This window comes from Pararhodobacter sp. (assembly GCF_034676075.1).
GTDB lineage: Bacteria > Pseudomonadota > Alphaproteobacteria > Rhodobacterales > Rhodobacteraceae > Pararhodobacter.
In genome coordinates this window covers 40,282-61,102 of sequence record NZ_JAUCCQ010000002.1, presented here as the reverse complement: position 1 = coordinate 61,102, position 20,821 = coordinate 40,282, and the positions used below count along the sequence as shown (strand labels likewise).

Genomic DNA, 20,821 nt, shown 5'->3' with positions numbered 1-20,821 from the left:
ATTTCAGCGACTTGACCTCCCCGGAACAGTTAGGTGTCAAACCCCCATACTACGTATGGGAGGGCCACCCCACGGGGTTGGCCACTCCTCCCATACGTCCGGGCCAGCCGCGCGCGCCGCCGTGACGCTCCCTTGCGCTTCCCGATCCGACGACGGCGGCCCCGTACCGCCAAGCACCAGACCGCCGTCGTCTTCCACCACCACAGGCCACCGGCAAAGGAGACCCATCATGGCTCAGCCGACTCTGATCCCGAATTGCGACGGCGCAAGGTTTGAATCGCTGCCGCTCGACACGCCCCGCAACCGCTGCATCCTCGCGCTCGACCTCGGCACCTCGACCGGCTGGGCGATCCGCGGCCATGACGGTCTGATCACCAGCGGCACCGTCTCGCTGCGCCCCGGCCGCTTCGATGGCGGCGGCATGCGCTACCTGCGCTTCACCAACTGGCTGACCGAGATCGACCGGCTGTCGGGGCCCGTCGCGGCCATCTGGTTCGAGGAAGTCCGCCGCCACGCGGGCACCGACGCGAGCCACATCTATGGCGGGCTGATGGCCACGCTGACTGCATGGGCCGAGCTGCGCGGCATCCCCTACCAGGGCGTTCCGGTCGGCACGATCAAGCGCCACGCCTCGGGCAAGGGCAATGCCGACAAGGCCACCATGGTCGCCGCCGTCCGCGCCCGAGGCTTCAGCCCCTCCGATGACAACGAGGCCGACGCCATCGCGATCCTGCTCTGGGCGATCGAGACGAAGGGAGGTGTCGCATGAGATGGCACCCCCATGGCTACGGCGGCCGGCGCCGGGATCCCGAGCAGGTCAAGCGCGAGGGCTGGCACGAACAAGGCGTCCTCGCGGTCTCCGCCGATGACGACCGCCTCACCTGGCCCGAGCGTGAACTGGTCCGCCAGCTGGGCGAGAAGCTCTACGGCCCGCGCCTTTCCGACAGGGAGGCACGCCATGGCTGATCGCGAATGGACCGCCGACTGCGTCGCCGATCATTTCGAGGAGGCGTTCCGCACCCTGCGCAAGCTGCCGCCGGTCAAGGCGCAGGGCTACTTCAACACCTGGCCCGACATCGTGCGCACCAGCCGCGAGATCGCGGCAATGGAGCCGCAGCCGATGCGGGTCTGGCCCTCGGCCGCCGCGATCACCCGGCTCGAGCAGACCTTCGACTGGGTGCTCTGGATCGAGGAGGCGGAGCGCAAGCTGGTCTGGTCTCGTGCCGCCCGCGTGCCATGGAAGCAGATCAGCGGCGAGCTCGGCTGCGACCGCACGACGGCTTGGCGGCGCTGGCAGCTGGCGCTGACCAAGATCGCTGCGCGCCTGAATGCGCAGTGACTCCAATGTGTTGCAACACTTTTTCCTTCGACATCTGCAACAGATCCATGCTATTCCGAAGGCAAGATGGGGAGAGTGCGCTGGAAAGCTCGCTCTCCCCTTTGCGTTGACGGGGGCCACCTGGACCCCGGTATCCAGCGAGGGTCCGGCCGGGGTCCAGCCCACGGCAGTTTCCGGTTCCTTCCTGGCGACATTCGTATGCTGGCGGGCGAAGCGCGGAATATCGCCAGCGACAGGGCCGGTTTTTTGGGAAGCCACCCGGAAGCCGGAGCCACGCGCGGCCCGCGCAAAAACCAATGAATGCTGGCCTTCGGACCGGACACCGCTGGTGGCCGCTGGACCCCATGTGGAGTCCAGCCTGGCATCCGGAGTCCGGAAGCCACCGGCATCCACCCGCCCCAAGGAACCTTGCCCAACATGACGCTGAGCTTCGCCCCGGACGCGATCGAGACATGGCCGCTTGCGCGCCTGCAGCCCTACGCGAAGAACGCGAAGGCCCATGGCGCGGACCAGGCCGCGAAGATCGCCGCCAGCATGGCCGAGTTCGGCTGGACCGTGCCCTGCCTCGTGGCCGAGGATGGAGAGCTGATCGCCGGGCATGGTCGCGTTCTGGCCGCGACGCAGCTCGGGCTGACTGAGGCCCCGGTGATCGTGCTGGGCCACCTGACCGAGGCGCAGCGGCGGGCGTATCGCATCGCGGACAACAAGCTGACCGAACTTGGGACCTGGGACGAGGCGCTGCTGTCGGCCGAACTGAACGACCTTCTGGCCGAGGACTTCGACCTGTCGTTGGTTGGGATTTCCGATGGCGAACTCGACAAGCTGCTAGCCTACGTCGCGGAAGACGACGGGGAAGAAGGTGGCGCCGGGGGCTCCGTGCCTCCGGTGACCATCCCCGAACCGCCGCGTAACCCGGCCTCGCGGACGGGCGACCTGTGGATCCTCGGCGACCACCGGCTGCTCTGCGGCGACAGCACAAGCGACGACGATGTGCGCCGCGTGATGAACGGCGAGCGGGCGGTGCTGTTCGCGACCGATCCGCCGTATCTCGTCGACTACGACGGCTCGAACCATCCGACGCGGAACAAGGATTGGTCCGCGTCCTACGGCACGACATGGGACGACAGTTCGCAGGGCGCGGAGCTCTACGACGGCTTCATCGCCGCGGCGGTCGCCGAGGCGATAACCGAGGATGCGGCTTGGTACTGCTGGCATGCCTCCCGCCGCCAAGCGATGCTCGAGGCATGCTGGGAGAAGGCGGGCGCCTTCGTCCATCAGCAGATCATCTGGGTGAAGGACCGCGGCGTCCTGACCCGGTCGCATTACCTGTGGAAGCACGAGCCCTGCTTCATGGGCTGGCGCCGCCCCAACCGTCCGCCGAAGGTTGCCGAGCAAACGCTGCCCTCGACCTGGGAGATGCCGTCCTTCGCCAAGGACGAACGCCCCGATCACCCGACGCCGAAACCGCTCGACGCCTTTGGTATCCCGATGCGCCAGCATGTGGCGCGGGGCGGGCTTTGCTACGAGCCGTTCTCGGGGTCGGGCTCGCAGATCATGGCGGGCGAAGCCAACGGCCGGCGCGTCTTCGCGATGGAGATCAGCCCAGCCTATGTCGATGTCGCCGTGGAGCGGTGGCAGGCCGAAACCGGCCGCGACGCGATCCTCGAAGGCGACGGCCGGACCTTCGCGCAGGTGAGAACCGAGCGGCTCGGCAACGACATCGACGCCCCGGCCGATGCCCCGGCAATGGACGCAGCCCCCGAACCCGCGCGAAAGCGCAAGACCGCCGCGTGACATGCATGACCTGGCTTTACCTTCCTCCGGAGACACTTCCGGAGCCGGAGACGCATGCCTCTTCGGCCTCTCCCTCTGCTCCGGCGCGGGCGGGCTCGACCTCGGGCTGCACCTCGCGTAGACGGGATATCTCACAGTGAGTCACGTCGAACGGGACGCCTACGCCGCGGTCATTCTCTTGGCGTGGATGAAATACGCGGACCTGGATCCAGCGCCTGTCTGGGACGACGTTGCCAGCTTCAACGGCAAACCGTGGCGTGGCGCGTTGGACATCTTCACTGCGGTATATCCGCGCCAGCCGTTCTCCGTCGCGGTCGAACTACTACGCGCGGCCGAGCATCACTCAGCCGCAAGTTCTTCAGCGTCACTCGCCGGCTAGGTAGCAACCGCCTTCAAGCGCACCTATGCCAACCGCGGTGACGGCGGCAGGAATCCACACGAATGGGTTGAGTACGACGCCCATCACGGCTGCGCCGGCACCCGCGGTGCCACCCATAATCCCGACTGTGCCAGCGGCAGAAGCCCCTCCGGCAGTCGATCCAAGCATCACCGCGCCAGAAGTTGCGTGTGTCAGGGTGTAGAGACCGGCTGCTGTGCCGGCACCACCTGCTCCTGCCACGGCCCCACTTCCAGCTGCGACAGCTGCGGTGCCTCCGTTTCCGATCAAATTACTCGGTTTGTAATCACAGACACCTGCAAGAGCAGCTTGGCTACCAAACGCAAGAGCCGCAATAGCGCCAAAAATGGTTTTCTTCATGGGGTAAGCCTCCACCTATCGGTAGCGAGAACGTGGGGTGCCACAGCACCGGGTTCAAGTATCCGTGATCAGAATCTGAAGAACTTGAAGCCATCACTCTGCCAGAGAATGGGCTTCTTGGTCGCCAGTCGCATGTTACGCCGACGACTGACTGGATCCTCTGTGACGCGCCCCGCACCCTTTAAGCTGCATTCGTCAAGGCGCTGATGGGCTGGGCCACCGGGTGGACCGGCTTCGGCTCTGTGGCAACGGAGTGGTCCCGCCGGTCTCGGCGCTTGCGCTCCGAACTCTCGCAGCGCAACTGCTGACCGATGTATGAGGGGGTGCGATGAAGCAGAGCCGGGCCATGTCGCTGGTGGAGTCAGTCGCCAACGTGGCGGTGGGCTACGGCGTCGCGGTCGTTACGCAGATCCTGGTCTTCCCGGTCTTCGGGATACATACGACGCTGGCGCAGAACCTGAAAATGGGCGCGGTGTTCACGGTGGTGAGCATTGCGAGGTCCTTCGCCCTGCGGCGGCTGTTCGAGGCGATCCGGGTGCGCGGAGCACGATGAGATACCGCCGCCCCATGGGGGACGGCGGTAGTGTTACCGACTTGGCATGGGGTGTCAGTCGCTCGGCAGGCTGTATACCCGACCGCGGCCCTCGACCTTCTCAGAGGTGACTTCGAGCCCGAGCGTCTTCTTGAGCGCGCCAGAGAAAGCGCCCCGGACCGTATGTGGCTGCCAGCCTGTGGCTTCGACGATCTCGTCGATGGTCGCGCCGCCCTCATCGCGGAGCATCTCGATCAGCTTCGCCTGCTTGGTCCCTGTGCGCGGTGTGCGCGCCTTTGGCGCCGCCTCGAGTCCACTGGGGGTGTCCGGCGCTGCCTCCTCGGTCGGCGCGTCCGTCGCGCCCGCAGGCGCGGTGTTCGCGTCCTCGAGCTCTATGCCGATGGCGGCGAGGCCTGCGTCGGTGGCGACCAGCGTCACGCCGTGGCCATCGCCGGTCTCACGCCACATGGGCTCGCCCTTGCGCGTGTCCGCGTCGACCTCCTGCAGGAGGCCCTTGGCGAGCATCGCGCCGACCACCTTGGCGGCGGCGCCACCCCGCAGGCTCTCAGGCAGCGGCAGCGCGATGCGGTCATCGCGCTGTGCAGCGGCGCTGAGGATGATGGCTTGGGTATCGGAAATCTTGGTCATCTGGCGTCTCCTTGTTCGAGGCCCGCGTCATGCGGCGCGTTCTACGACCCCGAGCCGCGCAGGGCGCGCGGCGGGAGTTCCTGCGTTGCAGGAGATCAGCGGGCGTGTTCGCCCTCGCCGAAGGCGCTGTCGGTGATGCGCTTCAGGAGGCTGGCGTAGTGTTCGAGGGTGCCGACCATCGCCCAGCCCGCCTCGTCGGGGGCGCAGTTGAAATGGTCGTCGCTGAGCGCCTGCAGACGGGCGAGCATCTCGTCGATCTCGGCCTTCTTGCCGATAAAGGCGGCGAGTGCGTTCGCCCGGTTCCTCGAACCGGTGGCGGAACCGGTCTCACCCTTGTTTCGGCGCGCCTTCTCGGCGCGGAGTTCGTGGCGCGGGGTGGTGATCGGGTTCAGGCGGCTGGTCATCGTGGTGGCTCCTTGGGTCGAGTTGCATCGTCTTTCTGGAGACACGTTCCCTCTCTCCGCCGCGCTTATCAACTCGATAAGCGCATGACTCTGAATGATAATCGGAGCCGTCAATGCAGGGCATGAGCGAGCGCCAGTACGCCGCCCATGTCGGTCTGTCGCGGGGCGCGATCCAGAAGGCGAAGACGGCCGACCGGCTGGTTCTCTATCCCGACGGCAGCATCAACGCGGCCGCCAGCGACGCGCGGCGCGCCGAGACGACGGACCCGTCGAAGACGAGGAAGACGCCCGCGCCGAAGCTGAAGCATGTCCCCGAGGCGGCCGTGGCCGCTGTCGGCGACACCTTGCGCGAACAGGGGCTGGCGGTCCCGGCGGTCGGCGGCGGCACGACCTTCCTGCAGGCCAAGACGGCGAACGAGGTGCTGAAGGCGCAGGAGCGGCGCATCCGGCTCCAGAAGCTGAAGGGGGAGTTGATCGAGCGGGCGCGCGCGCTGGCGCTGGTGTTCCGGCTGGCGCGGGAGGAACGGGACGCGTGGGTGAACTGGCCCGCGCGCGCGGCGGCGCTGATGGCGGCCGAGCTCTCGGCCTCGTGCCGCGACGCGACGGGCCAGCAGATCACCGTGGAGCCCGCCGCGATGCAGAAGGTCCTGGAGAAACATGTACGCGCCCACCTCGACGAACTCGCCGAGGTCCGGCCCGACTTCCGGTGACGATGATGGCCTGACGGACTTTGACGGCGCGGGCGAGATCCTGCGCGCCTGGGGCAACGGGCTGCGGCCTGACCCGGACCTGACCGTCTCGGAATGGGCGGACCGGCACCGGATGCTGTCGGGCCGCGCCTCGGCCGAGCCCGGGCGGTATCGCACGGTGCGCACGCCCTACATGCGCGAGATCATGGACCGCCTGAGCCCCGGCGATCCCACGCAGCGGATCGTGTTCATGAAGGCCGCACAGGTCGGCGCGACCGAGGCGGGCAACAACTGGATCGGGTTCGCCATCCACCAGGCGCCGGGCCCGATGCTGGCCGTCCAGCCCACGGTCGAGCTGGCCAAGCGCAACTCGCGCCAGCGGATCGACCCGCTGATCGACGAAAGCCCGGAACTGCGGGAGCGGGTCAAACCGGCGCGATCCCGCGATGCGGGCAACACCATGCTGTCCAAGGAATTCGCGGGCGGCATCCTGATCATGACGGGCGCGAACTCGGCGGTCGGGCTTCGGTCCACCCCGGCGCGCTACATCTTCCTCGACGAGGTCGACGCCTATCCCGCCTCGGCCGACGAGGAAGGCGATCCGGTCACGCTCGCCGAGGCGCGCTCCCTGACCTTCGCCCACCGGCGCAAGGTGCTGCTGGTCTCGACGCCCACGATCCGGGGGCTGTCGCGCATCGAGCGCGAGTACGAGGCCAGCGACCAGCGTCGGTTCTTCGTGCCGTGCCCACAATGCGGCCACGCACAATGGCTGAAGTTCGACCGGCTGCGCTGGCAAAAGGGCCGCCCGGAGACGGCCGAGTATCACTGCGAGGGCTGCGACGCGGCAATCGCGGAACACCACAAGACGGCGATGCTGGAGGGTGGCGAATGGCGGGCGACCGCCACGGCCGCCGATCCGACCACAGTCGGGTATCACCTCTCGGCGCTCTACTCGCCGATCGGCTGGCTGAGCTGGGAGCGGATCGTGCGGGCCTGGGACGCGGCCCAAGGGTCGGACGAGGCGATCAAGGCGTTCCGCAACACGATCCTCGGCGAGACCTGGGTCGAGACCGGGGAAGCGCCCGACTGGCAGCGGCTCTACGACCGGCGCGAGCGCTGGACATCCGGCACGGTGCCTGCGGGCGGGTTGTTCCTGACCGCCGGGGCCGACGTGCAGAAGGACCGCATCGAGGTCGATGTCTGGGCCTGGGGTCGTGGTCTGGAAAGCTGGCTCGTCGATCACGTCGTGATCGAGGGTGGGCCCGACCGGCACGATGCCTGGTCGGAACTGACGAAGCTGCTCGACCGGTCCTGGCCCCATGAACGCGGCGCGCATCTCAGGATCGCGCGACTCGCCATCGACACGGGCTACGAGGCTCCGGCGGTCTATTCCTGGTCGCGGGCGCAAGGCGCTGCGCAGGTGTCGCCCGTGAAGGGCGTCGAGGGGTTCAACCGCTCGAGCCCGGTGTCGGGGCCGACCTTCGTCGACGCGACCGAAGGCGGTAAGCGGCTGCGGCGTGGCGCGCGGCTCTGGACCGTGGCGGTCTCGACCTTCAAGGCCGAGACCTACCGCTTCCTGCGGCTGGCGCGGCCGACCGAGGAGGAGATGGCCGATGGTGCGGCGTTCCCGCCCGGCTCGGTGCATCTGCCGCACTGGGTCGAGAACGAATGGCTGAAGCAGTTCGTCGCCGAGCAGCTGGTGACGGTGCGCACGAAGCGCGGCTTCGCCCGGCTGGAATGGCAGAAGCTGCGCGAGCGGAACGAGGCGCTGGATTGCCGGGTCTATGCCCGCGCTGCCGCCTGGATTGCGGGTGCGGATCGCTGGCCGGACGAGAAATGGCGCGACCTCGAGGATCAGCTCGGGGCGGCGCCGACCGACAGCGATCCCGCCGGGCAGATCAACCGACAGGGACAGGCCCCGCAGGGCAAGCGCCGCTCCGACTGGCTCGGGCGGCGCGGAGGATGGTTCTGACATGGTGAGGACCGGTCCGCGAAGCGGATGCGAGGCTCCAGTGGAGCGTCGCGAGGGAACGAACGCACTGAGCGGGAGCGAAGGGCATGGACTGGACGGAAACCGAGCTCTCGGCGCTGCGCCGCGCCTATGCCAGCGGCACGACCCGGGTCAGCTATGACGGCAAGTCGGTGGATTACGGCTCGGCCGAGGATCTGCTCGCCCGCATCCGCACCATCGAACGCGCCATCGCGGGCACGACCCGGCCGTTGCCGGTGGCCGGGCTCGCCGGCTTCAGCCGCGGGGATCGCTGATGCCTGCAAACTGGTTCGATCACGCCATCGCGTCGGTGGCGCCGCGCATGGCGGCCCGCCGCGTCATGGCGCGTCAGGCATTCGAGACCCTGACGCGGGGCTATGACGGCGCCGCGCGCGGGCGGCGGACGGACGGCTGGCGGGTGCCCGGATCCTCGGCCGATACCGAGATCGGCGTCGCCGGGGCGCTTTTGCGCGACCGGATGCGCGATCTCGTGCGCAACAACCCGCACGCGGCCAAGGCCGTCGCGGTGCTGGTCAACAACATCATCGGCGCGGGGATCATGCCGCGCGCCGCGAGTGGTAACGAGGCGTTGGACCGCAAGGTCGACACGCTCTTCGAACGCTGGACGGCGGACTGCGACGCCGACGGCCAACTCGACTTCTATGGGCTCCAGACCCTGATCTGCCGTGAGATGGTCGAGGCGGGCGAGGTCCTGGTGCGCCGCAGGCTGCGGCGATCCTCGGACGGCCTGCCCGTGCCGCTGCAATTGCAGGTGCTGGAGGCCGACTTCCTCGACGCCTCGAAATCCGGCGCCATCGGCGCGGGCCGCCTCGTCCAGGGGATCGAGTTCGATCCGGTCGGCAAGCGCCGAGCTTACTGGCTCCATGCCGAGCACCCCGGCGATGCCTATGGGGCTTTGCAGAACGGCCTGCAAAGCCGCCCGGTCCCGGCGACCGAGATCGCCCATGTCTACGAGAAGCAGCGCACGCAGGCGCGCGGCGTTCCCTGGGGCGCGCCGGTGATCCGCAGCTTGCGCGATCTCGACGACTACGAAGTGGCAGAACTGGTGCGCAAGAAGACCGAGGCCTGTGTCACCGCCATCGTGTTCGGCGACGACGAGGCGCAGCAGGGCATCGCGCCCGCGGTGGTCGATGCCGATGGCAACCGGGTCGAGCAGTTCGAGCCGGGGCTGATCGCCTATGCGCGGGGCGGCAAGGACATCCGGTTCAACCAGCCCGCTGCCACCGGCGGCTATGGCGAATACAAGCGGGCCAGCCTGCACACGATCTCGGCCGGGTTCCGGGTGCCCTACGAGTTGCTCACCGGGGACCTCTCCCAGGTCAACTATTCCTCGATCCGGGCGGGGCTGGTCGAATTCCGCCGCCAGATCGACGCGGTGCAGTGGCAACTGTTCATCCCGATGTTCTGCGCCCCGGTCTGGCGCTGGTTCACCGAAGCGGCGTGGGCCGCGGGTCAGATCCCGTCGCCGACCGTGCCGGTCGAATGGCAGCCGCCGAAGTTCGAAGCGGTCGATCCGCAGAAGGATGCAATGGCGGACCTTCTGGCCATCCGCTCGGGCACCATGACGCTGGCGCAGGCCATCGCCCGGCAGGGCCGCAACCCCGACGCCGTGCTGGCCGAGATCGCCGCGACCAACGCGAAGCTCGACGAACTCGGCCTCGTGCTCGACAGCGACCCGCGCCGCGTCACCAAGACCGGCAGCGCCCAGGCGGGCGACCCGACAGCCCCCGCCGATCCGGAAACCACCCCGGCGCAGGCCGACCAACAGGATTGACCCATGGACACGATGATCGAACTACCGGCCCTGCGCCGGTCGGCGGAACTTGCGCCGAACAGCGTCGACAATGACGCGCGCACCGTCGAGGTGATCTGGTCGGCGGGCGCCCGCGTCCGTCGCGCCAGCTTCTTCGGCGAGCCCTATGACGAGGAGCTGAGCCTCGATCCCGCCCATGTCCGGCTCGACCGGCTGAACGCGGGCGCGCCGTTCCTGAAGGTCCATGAGATCGACACGCTCGACGCCGTCATCGGCTCGGTCGTGCCGGGTTCGGCGCGGATCGAGAACGGCCGCGGCATCGCCTTGGTCCGGATCAGCGAGCGTGCCGATGTCGAGCCGATCTGGCGCGACATCCAGGCGGGGCACATCCGCGCCGTCTCCATCGGCTACCAGGTCCACCGGTTTGATATCTCGAAGCCTGATGGCGCCCGCGAGCTCTGGCGCGCGGTGGACTGGACGCCCTTCGAGGTCTCCGCCGTCGCGGTCGGAGCCGACCCAGCAGCGGGCTTCCGCGCCCAGCACCCCCTTCACGACTGCGTCCTCCACCGCCGGGACGCCCCTTCCACCACGAAAGGACCGATCCCGATGACGGACACGACCCAGACCCCGGCGAGCGACGCCGCAACCCCCGCCAACACCCAGCCGACCGCGCCGGTCGAAACCGAGGACACCCCCATGACCGAGCCGAAACCGGCTGCGCCCGACCCGAAGGTCGCGGCCAGCGAGACGCGCAGCCAGAAGACGCAGGTAACTCCCGCGCCCGATACCGAAGTGGTCGCCACCCGCGCCCGCGAGGCCGAGCGCGACCGCGTCTCCACCATTTACGATCTGGCCGGGCGGCTGAACCTCGAGCGCGGCTTCGCCGAGGATCTGGTCAAGCGCGGCGTCAGCATCGACGAGTCCCGCCGACTGATCCTCGACCAGGTCGCCGCGAAATCCGACGAGACCCGGAACTTCCCCCATGTCTCCGTCCCGCTCGGCGGCCGAGACGAGTGCATCACCCGCCGTGACGCGGTGGCGAACGCACTGCTGCACCGCTACAGCCCAACGCTGTTCCAGCTCGAGGACGCCGCGCGCCAGTATCGCGGCATGACGCTGCTGGAGCTCGCCCGCGAAAGCCTCGGCAATGCCGGGGTCAACACGCGCGGCCTGTCGCGTGACGAGGTGGCGACGCGCGCGCTGCACTCGACCTCGGACTTCCCCGAGATCCTGTCGGCCGTCACCAACAAGACGCTGCGGCAGGCCTACGAGGCCTATCCCCGCACCTTCATGCTGTTCTGTCGCCAGGTGCTGGCGACCGACTTCAAGGCGATGCATCGCGTCCAGCTCGGCGAAGCCCCGCAGCTGCTCGAGGTCGGCGAAAGCGGCGAGTTCAAGCGCGGCACGCTGGGCGAGAGCAAGGAGAGCTACAAGGTCAAGACCTATGGCCGGGTGGTCGCCATCACCCGTCAGACGCTGATCAACGACGATCTCGACGCCTTCACCCGCATCCCGGCGATGTACGGCAACTCCATCGCCCAGCTGGAGTCGGACGTGGTCTGGGGCATCATCACCGCCAACCCGGCGATGGCCGACGGCAATGCGCTCTTCCACACCACCCACAAGAACCTGGCAGGCACCGGCGCGGCGCTCGATGTCAGCAGCGTCGGAGCGGCGCGCGCGGCGATGGCCAAGCAGACCGGCCTCGACAAGAAGACGGTGCTGAACGTCCGGCCTGCCTTCCTGATCGTGCCGGCCTCACTGGAACTGAAAGCCGAACAGCTGGTGGCCCAGAACCTCGTGCCCGCCGCGACGTCCAGCGTGGTGCCGCAGTCGATCAGGACGCTGGCGCCGATCAGCGAGCCCCGGCTCGACGCCGCCAGCGAGACCGCCTGGTATCTGGCGGCCAGCCCGAACCAGATCGACACCATCGAGTACGCCTATCTCGAGGGCCAGCAGGGCGCCTATATCGAGACGCGCAACGGCTTCGACGTCGACGGGGTCGAGATCAAGTGCCGCCTCGACTTCGGAGCCAAGGCCATCGACTGGCGCGGCCTCTACAAGAACCCGGGCGCGTAAGGCGCGCTTCCTGAACCCTGACACACGGGCGGTCCTGACGGGCCGCCCTTCGTCTTTCCACGAGGATCCCCATCATGAAAACCTACGTCCAGCCCGGCAACACCATCACCCTGACCGCGCCCTATGCCGTCGCCTCCGGCGATGGCCTGCTCGTCGGCTCGATCTTCGGCATCGCCAGTGGCACCGCCGCCCTCGGCGAGAGCGTCGAGACCGCGCTCGTCGGCGTCTTCGACATCACCAAGGTCGGCTCGCAGGCCTGGACCGCAGGTGCCAGGATCTACTGGGATGACACCAATAAACGCACCACCAACGTGGCCACCTCGAATACGCTGATCGGTGTCGCCACCGAGGCGGTCGCGGGCGGGGCCGGAGACACAATCGGTCGGGTGCGGTTGAACGGCTCGTTCTGATGAGCGCTTTCGCCGCCGCCGTGGGTGCGCTCTTCGCCGATCCGAATATCGGCAGGGACGCGGTCTACACGCCCGAGGGCGGCGCGCCCGTTCTGGTGCGCATCGTCGCCCGGCGTGCGGATGCGGTCACGGATTTCGGCGATGCCCGGCTCTGGTCCGAGACCACCCGGATCGACCTCCGCGTGGCCGAGGTTCCATCCCCGCGCCCAGGCGATCGCATCGAGATCGACGGGGACGCTTTCCTGATCCAGGGCGAACCCGTCCGCGACCACGAGCGGCTGGTCTGGACCGTCGATCTGAGGCCCGCGTGAAACTGAAGCTCGACATCGATCCCGACATCGTCGCGATGGTGCAGGCCGAGGTGGCAGCGGGGGAGCGCGCCGTGACGGCCGCCATGCGCGAGGCCGGGACCGGGCTGAAGGCCGCGTGGCGCTTGCAGGTCACCGGCGCAGGGCTCGGCACACGCCTCGCCAACACGATCCGCAGCCAGACGTTTCCGAAGGCAGGCGAGAGCCTGGACGCCGCCGCGCTCGTCTGGTCCCAGGCGCCGGTCATCATCGGCGCGCATGACTCGGGCCCGCTGATCCGTTCCAAGGATGGGTTCTGGCTCGCGATCCCGCTGCCTGCCGCAGGCAAGTCGCTGCGCGGCGGCCGGATCACGCCCGGCGAATGGGAGCGCCGCCGTGGCCTCCGCCTGCGGTTCGTCTATCGCCGGACAGGTCCAAGCTTGCTGGTGGCGGAGGGCCGGCTGAACACGAGGGGTCAGGCGGTGGTGTCGCGCTCGAAGACCGGGCGCGGAAAGGTCACCGCGCCGATCTTCCTGCTGGTCCCACAGGTCAAGCTGCCGAAGCGGTTAAACTTGGGAAGGGATGCCGAGCGTGCGCACGAAGCCCTGCCAGGGCTAATCGTGGCAAACTGGTTGGACGGACAGCTCCGATGAGAAATGCGTACCTCTGCATTCAGGACGGAGGTTGAGTTTCGGCAGCACTTCTGGTCATCCTCTGGGCGTCTAAAGAAAGTACTCGACATGGCAGTGGATAGCATTCGGAAGCGTACATCATTCGCGCCGCAAAAGAAGATTGAATGGCGCGATCATCAGGGCGAGGGAATTCAAAATTGGATTCATCAAACTGAAAAGGCCGAGGAGAAGTGGATCGAAGAAACCACGAAAACAATCGGCGTCTGGCGTGACATTTCTCGAAGCGTTTACCTCCGGTGGGCGATAACGATAAACGCAATGCACGTTTCGGCAAGACATTACGCTAGTCTGCCTGCAGATCGACGCCTCAAGACTGAAACCATTCGCTCGCTGGACGGCAATGCGGTAAAGGTGCCGCTCGCGGTTTGGACCGGGGCCGAAGCATCCGAAAGGTATGGGGAGTCTCAAGAACTAATCGCTGCCTATGGCTTCGCAGACATGTATGGCGTAATCGAAGATCTAGTCTTCGATGCCCATGAAATCTTCAGGCGTCATCAACCGGGTGACTTGATCAAAGGTTCTGAGTTCAAAGATCTCCGCCGCCTTTACGCCAAACAGGGTGAAAATCCAGATGCGTGGGCGTCCGCCTGGTCCAAACGCTTTGAGGATTGGCGCAGAAAGAAACTATACGATGGACTTCCGCGAGTTGCCCTCTCGTATTGGACCGGATGCGGCCTGAAAGAGCCATCCACATACAAGTACACGAATGTTTCTGATTGGATGGACACAATCAAAATGTTTTCTGTCCTTCGTAACCACATTACACACAGCGCGCCAACTGTTACTCAAGAACTTGAGGAATCGTGCAAAATAAAGGGAAACATGGGTTTCAATTTCTCGGCAGGCGCCGAGTTGAAGGTTGAGCTCTTTCACCTGATGGCTATCGAGTGTTTCATTGATCAGTACCTGACTGCCCTGAATATGTCGCTCCTCGAGCTTGTGTACGGCAAGGGCCATTGGGCCAAGCTAGCCAGAAAATTTGAGCAAAACCCCAGCTGAATTCTTTCAGGTACAGATGCCCACCCCCCGCGAAACCATCCTCGCTGCGCTGCACACGCGGCTCTCCGCGCTGCCAGCGGCCGCCCTGCGCGGTGAGGTGCTGCCCGAACGCGTCCCGGCCGAGGGCCTGCTGATCCTGCGCGACGGCGAGCCGGGGGAGCCGGAGGTCACGCTCTCGCCGCTCGCTTACCACTATCAGCATCGCGCCGAGATCGAGGCGGTCGTGCAGGGCGCCGACCGTGACGCTGCCTTCGACACGCTGACCGCGAGCATCGGCACGGCGCTCGCCGCCGACCGCACGCTGGGCGGGCTCTGCGACTGGGTCGAGGCGGAAGCGCCGCGCCCGGTCGATCTGCCGGTCGAGGGCGCGGCCAGCCTGAAGGCCGCCGTGATCCCGGTGGTCCTGCACTACACCACGGCCGACCTGCTCGGCTGATCCAACCGACAACAGGAGTTGAGACATGGCACGAGCCCAAGGGGCGCGGGCGCAGATGGCGCTTGCGTTCGAGACGACCTACGGCACGTCGCCCGCAGGCGGCTTCACGAAAATGCCGTTTGCCAGCACAACGCTCGGTGCGGAGCAGCCGCTCCTCAACTCTGAACTTCTCGGTTATGGCCGCGATCCGCTGGCGCCGATCAAGGACGCGGTGACGGCTGACGGCGATGTCGTCGTGCCGCTCGACGCCGAGGCCTTCGGCTTCTGGCTGAAGGCGGCCTTCGGCGCGCCCACGACCACGGGCGCGGAAGCGCCCTACACCCACGAGTTCCAGTCCGGGTCCTGGACGCTGCCCTCGATGTCGATCGAGACCGGCATGCCGGAGGTGCCGCGCTACGCGATGTATTCCGGCTGCGTGCTCGACCAGATCACCTGGCAGATGCAGCGCTCCGGCCTGCTGACCGCGACGGCCCGTCTGGTGGCGCAGGGCGAGACGGTGGGTACGACCACCAGCGTTGGAACGCCGGCCGCGCTGGAGCTGAAGCGATTCGGGCATTTCAACGGGTCGATCACGCGGAACGGGACAGCGCTCGGCAACGTGGTCTCGACCGAGATCACCTACGCGAACAATCTCGACCGGATCGAGACCATCCGCTCGGACGGCCGTATCGACGGCGCGGACACAAGCATTGCGGCGCTCACTGGCCGGATCGAAGTGCGTTTTGCCGACCAGACGCTGGTGACGCAGGCGATCAACGGCGAGGCCTGCGAGATGGAATTCGCCTACGTCCTGCCTTCAGGCGAAAGCTTCTCCTTCACCGTGCACGCCGTCTACCTGCCGCGTCCACGGATCGAGATTTCCGGGCCGCAGGGCGTCCAGGCGACATTCGACTGGCAGGCCGCGCGCGACAGCGTCGTCGGCCGGATGTGCACCGCCACCCTCGTGAATGACGTGGAGACGTATTGATGCTGACGCTCGACCTGACCAACGCGCCGCGCTGGCATGACCTCGCCCCCGGCGTCCGGGTGCAACTGCGCCCGCTGACGACCGCCCTGATGGTCGCGACGCGCAGCGACCCCGCCGTCGAGGCGGTGCCCGAGGAGGCGTCCGACGAGGAGCGCGCCGTCGCCTTCGCCAAGGCGCTGGCGCGACGGGCTGTGCTCGGCTGGGAGGGCATCGGCGATGCCGACGGCAACCCGATCGATCCCACCCCCGAGGCCATCGACGCGCTGCTCGACGTCTGGCCGATCTTCGAGGCCTTCCAATTGACCTACGTGTCCAAAGGCCTGCTGCTGGAACAGGAAAAAAACGCCTCCGCGCTCTCGCCGAGTGGTCCTTCGGCGGGGGCGAGCGCTACTGCGAAGCCTGCGCGCAAGCGTGCGAAGACTGCCCGACGCGCCTGAACCGGCCGCTTACCCATGAGGGCTGGCAGGTCTGGGATCTCGTCGGCCGCCTCGGCGGTCAGTTGCGCGTGCTGCCCGGCGCGGTGGTCGGCTGGGACCTGTCCGCGGCCCTCGCTCTGGGAAATGCGCTCGGCGTCCCGCCCGCTGCTGCGGGTGAACTCTTGCCCGTCATCGAAGCGGTGATGGTGGCCAAGCTCAACGAAAAGATGGATCATTCCCATGGCTGAGAAGAGGGTCAGCGTCCGCCTCGCGGCCGTGGGCGGACGGCAGGTGCGCGCCGAACTCGAAGGCGTGGGCGAGGCCGGGTCGCGCGGCTTCGGACGGCTGAGCCGGGAGATGGAAGCCGCGAACGCCCGGCTCGCGGCCTTCTCGCGGCGGGTGCGGGTCGCGGCTGCCGCTGCCGTGGCCGCCGCAGCCGCTGCTGGCGTGGCGATGATCCGGTCCAGCCTGCAGACGGTCGATGCGCAGGCGAAGCTGGCGCAGTCGCTCGGCACCACCGTCGCCTCGATCCAGACGCTGGAGCGCGCGGGCGATCTGGCGGGCGTCTCCATGTCCGGCATCGAGCAGGCCACCAAGGATCTGACGCGCCGTCTCAGTCAGGCGGCCGCCGGGACCGGCCCTGCTGCCGACGCGCTCGACCGGCTGGGGCTTTCAGCAAATGAGCTGATCGCCTTGCCGCTGGACCAGCGCGTGGGCGCGATCAACGCGGCGATCGAGAGCTTCGTGCCTGCCGCCGAGCGCGCGGCGGTCGCGGGCCAGCTCTTCGGCGAGGAAGGCTCCATCGCGATGAGCCGGATCGACACCGCGACGCTGCGCCAGGCGACAGAGGACGTCCTCGCCTTCGGGGTTGTCGTCTCCGAGCAGGACGCCGACCAGATCGAGCGGACGAACGACGCCATCTCGCGGCTCGGGTTGGTCTGGCGCGGGCTCTCGAACCAGTTGGCGGTCGCAGCGGCACCTGCGCTGGAAGCCGTCGCCGATGCCATGGCGGCGGTGGCCAGCCGCACCGGGCCGCTCGGCATCGCGATCCGCGGTCTCTTGGACAACATCGGCCGCCTGACCACCTATGCCGCCACCTTCGCGGCGTTCCTCGCGGGACGTTGGGTCGCCGGCATGGCGGCTGCGGCGCTCTCGGTCCGGGGCCTCGCCACGGCGCTCGTTGTCCTGCGCGGGGCGCTGATCCGCACCGGCATCGGCGCGCTGATCGTCGGCGCGGGCGAGCTCGTCTACCAGTTCACCCGGCTCGTCTCCGGCGCCGGCGGTTTCGGAGAAGCGATGTCGCTCCTGAAGGACCTCGCGGTCGAGGTCTGGGAACGCATCAGTATGGGCGCGGCGGCGGCGGGCGCGGCCGCCACGGCGATGTTCTTCGACCTGAAGGCGGATGCCGCATCGGGCATGCAGAGCGCCATCGAGAGCGTGGTGGGCTTCGGCAACACGGCCGCGAACACCTTCGAAGGCGCCTACGAGGCGATCAAGGCGATCTGGGGCCTGCTGCCCGCCGCCATCGGCGATCTCGCGTTCCAGGCGGCCAACAGCCTGGTCGATGGCGTCGAGGCGATGCTGAACGGGGTGGTCTCGCGGATCAACGGCTTTATCGGCGGCATCAACCAGGGGCTCGAAGCGCTCGGGTCGGAGCGGCGCATATCGCTGGTTCCGGACCTCGACCTCGGCGAGATCGAGAACCGCTTCGAGGGAGCGGCGACTGCCGCAACCACGGCAGCTCAGGCGGCCTTCGATCGGGCCTTCGAGGACAATCCGCTCTCCGCGCCCGATCTCGGTCTGACCGAGGCGGCGAACAGGGCGCTCGAGTCCGCCAACCTTTACCGCGGCGCGGCGCGCGACCTGGCGGAGGGGGCCCGTGCGCCCCTCGAAAGCTGGCAGGCGCTGCGCGATGCCGTACGCGGCACCGACGAGGACGGCGCCGACGCACTGGCCGAGACCACCGCTGCGGCGGAGCGCCTGGAGACGTCCCTCGGCGACGCCGGGCGCGCCGCAACAGATGCAGGTGTGGCGGCCGGAGCTGCTGCTGCGGTAGCGGAGCCCGCGACCGACGCGGCCGTCACCGGCTGGCGGGCGGTCACCGCCGCGCTCTCCGACTACGCCAGCAAGGCCCGCGAGATCGGTGGCGACATCGGCCAGAGCCTCGTCGGCGCCTTCCAGTCGGCCGAGAACGCGGTGGGCCAGTTCGTGAAGACCGGCAAGCTCGACTTCCGCGATCTGGTGACGTCGCTGCTGGCCGATCTCGCCCAACTGGCGGCGCGGCGGTTCATCCTCGGGCCGATCGCCAATGCGCTCTCCGGCGTCTTCTCCGGGGCGGGCGGCATCTTCGCCAACGTCCTGCATGCGGGCGGGATGGTCGGATCGGCTGGACCCTCGCGGATGGTCCCGGCCATGGCCTTCGCCGCCGCGCCGCGGATGCATGGTGGCGGCATGGCCGGGCTTCGTCACGACGAGGTGCCCGCGATCCTGCAGCGCGGGGAACGCGTGCTGTCGCGGCGGGAGGCACAGAGCTACGGCGCGGGCGGCGGGGTCAACGTGACCATCATGGCCCGCGACGCCGAGAGCTTCCGGCAATCGCGAACGCAGGTCGCCGCGGATATCGCCCGCGCCGTGTCGCTCGGTCGGAGGGGCATGTGATGGCGTTTCACGAGGTCCGGTTTCCCGACAACATCAGCCGAGGTGCGCGGGGCGGACCGGAGCGGCGCACGCAGATCGTCGAGCTCGCCTCGGGCGACGAGGAGCGCAACGCCAGCTGGGCCAATTCGCGCCGCCGCTACGATGTCGCCTATGGCATCCGCCGCGCCGACGATCTGGCCGCCGTCGTCGCCTTCTTCGAGGCGCGCAATGGCCGCCTGCATGGCTTCCGGTTCAAGGACTGGGGTGACCACAAGTCCTGCCTGCCTTCGGGCACGCCGTCGCCCACCGATCAGTCTATCGGCACGGGCGACGGCGCGACGACCGCCTTCCAGCTGGTCAAGCGCTACGCCTCGGGTGCGCAATCCTGGACGCGCGCCGTCGCGAAGCCGGTGACCGGAACCGCGCGCATCGCGCTCGGCGGGGTCGAGCAGCTGTCCGGCTGGTCGGTCGACACCGCCACCGGCGTCGTCACCTTCAGCACCGCGCCGGGCGCTGGCGCCGCCATCACCGCGGGCTTCGAGTTCGACGTGCCGGTCCGTTTCGACACCGACGCGCTCGACGTGACGCTCGACCTCGAGCGGCTCGGCTCGATCACCTCCATCCCGCTTCTGGAACTGCGCCGATGAAGTCCCTCGACCCCGACCTGCAGGCCCATCTCGACGAGGGAACGACGACGCTCGCCTGGTGCTGGCGGATCGTGCGCGCCGACGGCACGAGTTTCGGCTTCACCGACCACGATCGGACGCTCAGCTTCGAGGGGACGGATTTCGAGCCCGAGAGCGGGCTGACGGCCTCCGAGGTCCGTTCCGGCTCGGACCTCTCGGTCGATGCGCAGGACGCCGAGGGCGTGCTGACCTCGGACCGGATTACCGAGACCGACATCCTCGACGGCCGCTGGGATAACGCCGAGGTCGAAGTCTGGCGGGTGAACTGGGCCGACACGAACCAGCGCGTGCTGATGCGGCGCGGGGCCATCGGCCAGATCCGGCGCGGGCGGCTGGCCTTCGTCGCCGAAGTCCGCTCGCTCGCGCATGTGCTTGGCCAGACGATCGGGCGGACGTTCCAGGCGACCTGCGATGCCGCGCTCGGCGATGCGCGCTGCGGCGTCGATCTGGAGAACCCGGCGTTCAAGGGCACGAGCGTCGTGATCGACCTTCTACGCGACCGCGCCTTCACCGCTTCGGGCCTCGGCGGCTTCGCCTCCGGCTGGTTCACCTTCGGGACCATCGAATGGACCAGTGGCTCCAACGCGGGGCGTCGGGCCGAGGTTCTCGGCCATGATGTGACGGACGGCATCGCCGTGCTGACCCTTCTCGAGGCGCCGGTGCGCGAGATCTCCGAGGGCAATGCCTTCACCATCCGTGCGGGCTGCGATAAGCGGATCGAGACCTGCGGCGCCAGGTTCGCCAACACGGCCAACTTCCGGGGGTTCCCGCACATCCCCGGCCAGGATGCCGTGCTGCGCTACGCCACCAAGGATGGCGGCCACGAGGGAGGCGTGCTGTGACGCAACCTCTCGCATCGGCCGACCCCGCGCGTGTCGTCGCCGTCGCACGCTCCTGGCTCGGCACGCCGTACCACGACCAGGCCAGCCTGCGCGGCGTCGGTTGCGATTGCCTCGGGCTCGCGCGGGGGGTCTGGCGCGACGTGGTGGGGCCGGAGCCGTTCCCGATTCTGCCTTACAGCCGCGACTGGGGCGAGACCGGCCCGCGCGAGGTTCTGGCCGAAGGCGCGCGGCGCATGATGATCGAGGTGTCGCCTGCCGAGGCCGGTCCCGGCGCGCTGGTCCTCTTCTGCATGAGGCCCCGCGCCATCGCCAAGCATGTCGGGATCCTCACCGGTCCTGCCACCTTCCTCCACGCCTATGAGCGGCTCGGCGTGATCGAGGAACCGCTCACCAATGCCTGGCGGCGGCGCATCGCCTTCGCCTTCCTCTTCCCGCAACGCTGA

General features: G+C 68.1%; 24 protein-coding genes. 22 read left to right on the top strand and 2 right to left on the bottom strand.

The features are described 5' to 3' along the window. Positions 1–229: 229 nt before the first annotated feature. The 5 genes from VDQ18_RS01650 (at position 230) to VDQ18_RS01630 (ending at position 4,443) form a co-directional block, all read left to right on the top strand. Positions 230–769 carry a hypothetical protein gene (locus tag VDQ18_RS01650; protein WP_323019277.1) on the top strand — a complete coding sequence of 180 codons (540 nt, stop codon included), beginning with the start codon at positions 230–232 and terminating at the stop codon, positions 767–769. Continuing rightward, a complete protein-coding gene (locus VDQ18_RS01645; RefSeq protein WP_323019276.1) occupies positions 766–966 on the top strand; it encodes a hypothetical protein in 201 nt (66 codons plus the stop codon). Before VDQ18_RS01650 ends, VDQ18_RS01645 begins: the two co-directional genes overlap by 4 nt. Next, positions 959–1,339 carry a DUF6362 family protein gene (locus VDQ18_RS01640; RefSeq protein ID WP_018303644.1) on the top strand — a complete coding sequence of 127 codons (381 nt, stop codon included), beginning with the start codon at positions 959–961 and terminating at the stop codon, positions 1,337–1,339. Before VDQ18_RS01645 ends, VDQ18_RS01640 begins: the two co-directional genes overlap by 8 nt. 417 nt (positions 1,340–1,756) lie before the next feature. Further along, positions 1,757–3,133 carry a site-specific DNA-methyltransferase gene (locus VDQ18_RS01635; RefSeq protein WP_323019358.1) on the top strand — a complete coding sequence of 459 codons (1,377 nt, stop codon included), beginning with the start codon at positions 1,757–1,759 and terminating at the stop codon, positions 3,131–3,133. 1,085 nt (positions 3,134–4,218) lie between these two features. Further along, positions 4,219–4,443: a hypothetical protein gene (locus tag VDQ18_RS01630; RefSeq protein ID WP_323019275.1), complete on the top strand. Its 225-nt coding sequence runs from the start codon at positions 4,219–4,221 to the stop codon at positions 4,441–4,443. A 54-nt stretch (positions 4,444–4,497) separates the two neighbouring features. Here the strand turns inward: VDQ18_RS01630 and VDQ18_RS01625 are convergent, their stop codons facing one another. Both VDQ18_RS01625 and VDQ18_RS01620 read right to left on the bottom strand, forming a co-directional pair. Then, positions 4,498–5,070: a DUF3489 domain-containing protein gene (locus VDQ18_RS01625; RefSeq protein ID WP_323019274.1), complete on the bottom strand. Its 573-nt coding sequence runs from the start codon at positions 5,068–5,070 to the stop codon at positions 4,498–4,500. 95 nt (positions 5,071–5,165) lie between these two features. Further along, the gene (locus VDQ18_RS01620) at positions 5,166–5,474 is read right to left on the bottom strand and encodes a hypothetical protein (protein WP_323019273.1); all 309 of its coding nucleotides are present in this window, start codon (positions 5,472–5,474) and stop codon (positions 5,166–5,168) included. A gap of 113 nt (positions 5,475–5,587) precedes the next feature. On the opposite strand from VDQ18_RS01620, the gene VDQ18_RS01615 reads away from it, so the two are divergent. From VDQ18_RS01615 to VDQ18_RS01535, 17 genes are all read left to right on the top strand, one after another. Further along, positions 5,588–6,184, top strand: a complete 597-nt coding sequence (locus VDQ18_RS01615; RefSeq protein ID WP_323019272.1) for a hypothetical protein — start codon at positions 5,588–5,590, stop codon at positions 6,182–6,184. Beyond that, positions 6,132–8,135, top strand: coding sequence for a phage terminase large subunit family protein (locus tag VDQ18_RS01610; RefSeq protein WP_323019271.1), 2,004 nt, complete (start codon positions 6,132–6,134; stop codon positions 8,133–8,135). Before VDQ18_RS01615 ends, VDQ18_RS01610 begins: the two co-directional genes overlap by 53 nt. A gap of 86 nt (positions 8,136–8,221) precedes the next feature. Further along, positions 8,222–8,428 carry a phage head-tail joining protein gene (locus VDQ18_RS01605; protein ID WP_036751162.1) on the top strand — a complete coding sequence of 69 codons (207 nt, stop codon included), beginning with the start codon at positions 8,222–8,224 and terminating at the stop codon, positions 8,426–8,428. Further along, entirely contained in the window at positions 8,428–9,948 is a 1,521-nt protein-coding gene (locus VDQ18_RS01600) for a phage portal protein (protein ID WP_323019270.1), read from the top strand. The genes VDQ18_RS01605 and VDQ18_RS01600 overlap by 1 nt, the downstream gene beginning before the upstream one ends. 3 nt (positions 9,949–9,951) lie before the next feature. Continuing rightward, positions 9,952–12,006, top strand: coding sequence for a prohead protease/major capsid protein fusion protein (locus VDQ18_RS01595; RefSeq protein ID WP_323019269.1), 2,055 nt, complete (start codon positions 9,952–9,954; stop codon positions 12,004–12,006). Between the two features lie 74 nt (positions 12,007–12,080). Then, positions 12,081–12,416, top strand: a complete 336-nt coding sequence (locus VDQ18_RS01590; protein WP_323019268.1) for a DUF2190 family protein — start codon at positions 12,081–12,083, stop codon at positions 12,414–12,416. Continuing rightward, on the top strand, positions 12,416–12,727 hold the full coding sequence (locus VDQ18_RS01585) for a head-tail joining protein (RefSeq protein ID WP_323019267.1): 312 nt from the start codon (positions 12,416–12,418) through the stop codon (positions 12,725–12,727). Before VDQ18_RS01590 ends, VDQ18_RS01585 begins: the two co-directional genes overlap by 1 nt. Further along, on the top strand, positions 12,724–13,356 hold the full coding sequence (locus VDQ18_RS01580) for a DUF6441 family protein (protein ID WP_323019266.1): 633 nt from the start codon (positions 12,724–12,726) through the stop codon (positions 13,354–13,356). Before VDQ18_RS01585 ends, VDQ18_RS01580 begins: the two co-directional genes overlap by 4 nt. Before the next feature lie 87 nt (positions 13,357–13,443). Further along, complete coding sequence (locus tag VDQ18_RS01575) at positions 13,444–14,394, top strand: hypothetical protein (RefSeq protein WP_323019265.1); 951 nt, start codon at positions 13,444–13,446, stop codon at positions 14,392–14,394. A 16-nt stretch (positions 14,395–14,410) separates the two neighbouring features. Continuing rightward, complete coding sequence (locus VDQ18_RS01570) at positions 14,411–14,830, top strand: acyl-CoA transferase (RefSeq protein ID WP_323019264.1); 420 nt, start codon at positions 14,411–14,413, stop codon at positions 14,828–14,830. Between the two features lie 25 nt (positions 14,831–14,855). Then, entirely contained in the window at positions 14,856–15,797 is a 942-nt protein-coding gene (locus VDQ18_RS01565) for a phage tail tube protein (protein ID WP_323019263.1), read from the top strand. Further along, on the top strand, positions 15,797–16,234 hold the full coding sequence (locus VDQ18_RS01560) for a hypothetical protein (RefSeq protein WP_083548835.1): 438 nt from the start codon (positions 15,797–15,799) through the stop codon (positions 16,232–16,234). Before VDQ18_RS01565 ends, VDQ18_RS01560 begins: the two co-directional genes overlap by 1 nt. 62 nt (positions 16,235–16,296) lie before the next feature. Further along, positions 16,297–16,461, top strand: a complete 165-nt coding sequence (locus tag VDQ18_RS01555) for a hypothetical protein (RefSeq protein ID WP_163464830.1) — start codon at positions 16,297–16,299, stop codon at positions 16,459–16,461. Beyond that, positions 16,454–18,871: a phage tail tape measure C-terminal domain-containing protein gene (locus VDQ18_RS01550; RefSeq protein WP_093359546.1), complete on the top strand. Its 2,418-nt coding sequence runs from the start codon at positions 16,454–16,456 to the stop codon at positions 18,869–18,871. Before VDQ18_RS01555 ends, VDQ18_RS01550 begins: the two co-directional genes overlap by 8 nt. Further along, positions 18,871–19,497: a DUF2460 domain-containing protein gene (locus VDQ18_RS01545; RefSeq protein ID WP_323019262.1), complete on the top strand. Its 627-nt coding sequence runs from the start codon at positions 18,871–18,873 to the stop codon at positions 19,495–19,497. The genes VDQ18_RS01550 and VDQ18_RS01545 overlap by 1 nt, the downstream gene beginning before the upstream one ends. Then, entirely contained in the window at positions 19,494–20,378 is an 885-nt protein-coding gene (locus tag VDQ18_RS01540; RefSeq protein WP_093359545.1) for a DUF2163 domain-containing protein, read from the top strand. The genes VDQ18_RS01545 and VDQ18_RS01540 overlap by 4 nt, the downstream gene beginning before the upstream one ends. Next, positions 20,375–20,821: an NlpC/P60 family protein gene (locus tag VDQ18_RS01535; RefSeq protein WP_093359544.1), complete on the top strand. Its 447-nt coding sequence runs from the start codon at positions 20,375–20,377 to the stop codon at positions 20,819–20,821. Before VDQ18_RS01540 ends, VDQ18_RS01535 begins: the two co-directional genes overlap by 4 nt.

What these genes read in the sequence shown, in the direction of transcription:
- VDQ18_RS01650 (WP_323019277.1), top strand. Translation starts at nt 230, where the DNA reads ATGGCTCAGCCGACTCTGATCCCGAATTGCGACGGCGCAAGGTTTGAA.
- VDQ18_RS01645 (WP_323019276.1), top strand. Translation starts at nt 766, where the DNA reads ATGAGATGGCACCCCCATGGCTACGGCGGCCGGCGCCGGGATCCCGAG.
- VDQ18_RS01640 (WP_018303644.1), top strand. Translation starts at nt 959, where the DNA reads ATGGCTGATCGCGAATGGACCGCCGACTGCGTCGCCGATCATTTCGAG.
- VDQ18_RS01635 (WP_323019358.1), top strand. Translation starts at nt 1,757, where the DNA reads ATGACGCTGAGCTTCGCCCCGGACGCGATCGAGACATGGCCGCTTGCG.
- VDQ18_RS01630 (WP_323019275.1), top strand. Translation starts at nt 4,219, where the DNA reads ATGAAGCAGAGCCGGGCCATGTCGCTGGTGGAGTCAGTCGCCAACGTG.
- VDQ18_RS01625 (WP_323019274.1), bottom strand. Translation starts at nt 5,070, where the DNA reads ATGACCAAGATTTCCGATACCCAAGCCATCATCCTCAGCGCCGCTGCA.
- VDQ18_RS01620 (WP_323019273.1), bottom strand. Translation starts at nt 5,474, where the DNA reads ATGACCAGCCGCCTGAACCCGATCACCACCCCGCGCCACGAACTCCGC.
- VDQ18_RS01615 (WP_323019272.1), top strand. Translation starts at nt 5,588, where the DNA reads ATGCAGGGCATGAGCGAGCGCCAGTACGCCGCCCATGTCGGTCTGTCG.
- VDQ18_RS01610 (WP_323019271.1), top strand. Translation starts at nt 6,132, where the DNA reads ATGTACGCGCCCACCTCGACGAACTCGCCGAGGTCCGGCCCGACTTCC.
- VDQ18_RS01605 (WP_036751162.1), top strand. Translation starts at nt 8,222, where the DNA reads ATGGACTGGACGGAAACCGAGCTCTCGGCGCTGCGCCGCGCCTATGCC.
- VDQ18_RS01600 (WP_323019270.1), top strand. Translation starts at nt 8,428, where the DNA reads ATGCCTGCAAACTGGTTCGATCACGCCATCGCGTCGGTGGCGCCGCGC.
- VDQ18_RS01595 (WP_323019269.1), top strand. Translation starts at nt 9,952, where the DNA reads ATGGACACGATGATCGAACTACCGGCCCTGCGCCGGTCGGCGGAACTT.
- VDQ18_RS01590 (WP_323019268.1), top strand. Translation starts at nt 12,081, where the DNA reads ATGAAAACCTACGTCCAGCCCGGCAACACCATCACCCTGACCGCGCCC.
- VDQ18_RS01585 (WP_323019267.1), top strand. Translation starts at nt 12,416, where the DNA reads ATGAGCGCTTTCGCCGCCGCCGTGGGTGCGCTCTTCGCCGATCCGAAT.
- VDQ18_RS01575 (WP_323019265.1), top strand. Translation starts at nt 13,444, where the DNA reads ATGGCAGTGGATAGCATTCGGAAGCGTACATCATTCGCGCCGCAAAAG.
- VDQ18_RS01570 (WP_323019264.1), top strand. Translation starts at nt 14,411, where the DNA reads ATGCCCACCCCCCGCGAAACCATCCTCGCTGCGCTGCACACGCGGCTC.
- VDQ18_RS01565 (WP_323019263.1), top strand. Translation starts at nt 14,856, where the DNA reads ATGGCACGAGCCCAAGGGGCGCGGGCGCAGATGGCGCTTGCGTTCGAG.
- VDQ18_RS01560 (WP_083548835.1), top strand. Translation starts at nt 15,797, where the DNA reads ATGCTGACGCTCGACCTGACCAACGCGCCGCGCTGGCATGACCTCGCC.
- VDQ18_RS01550 (WP_093359546.1), top strand. Translation starts at nt 16,454, where the DNA reads ATGGCTGAGAAGAGGGTCAGCGTCCGCCTCGCGGCCGTGGGCGGACGG.
- VDQ18_RS01545 (WP_323019262.1), top strand. Translation starts at nt 18,871, where the DNA reads ATGGCGTTTCACGAGGTCCGGTTTCCCGACAACATCAGCCGAGGTGCG.
- VDQ18_RS01540 (WP_093359545.1), top strand. Translation starts at nt 19,494, where the DNA reads ATGAAGTCCCTCGACCCCGACCTGCAGGCCCATCTCGACGAGGGAACG.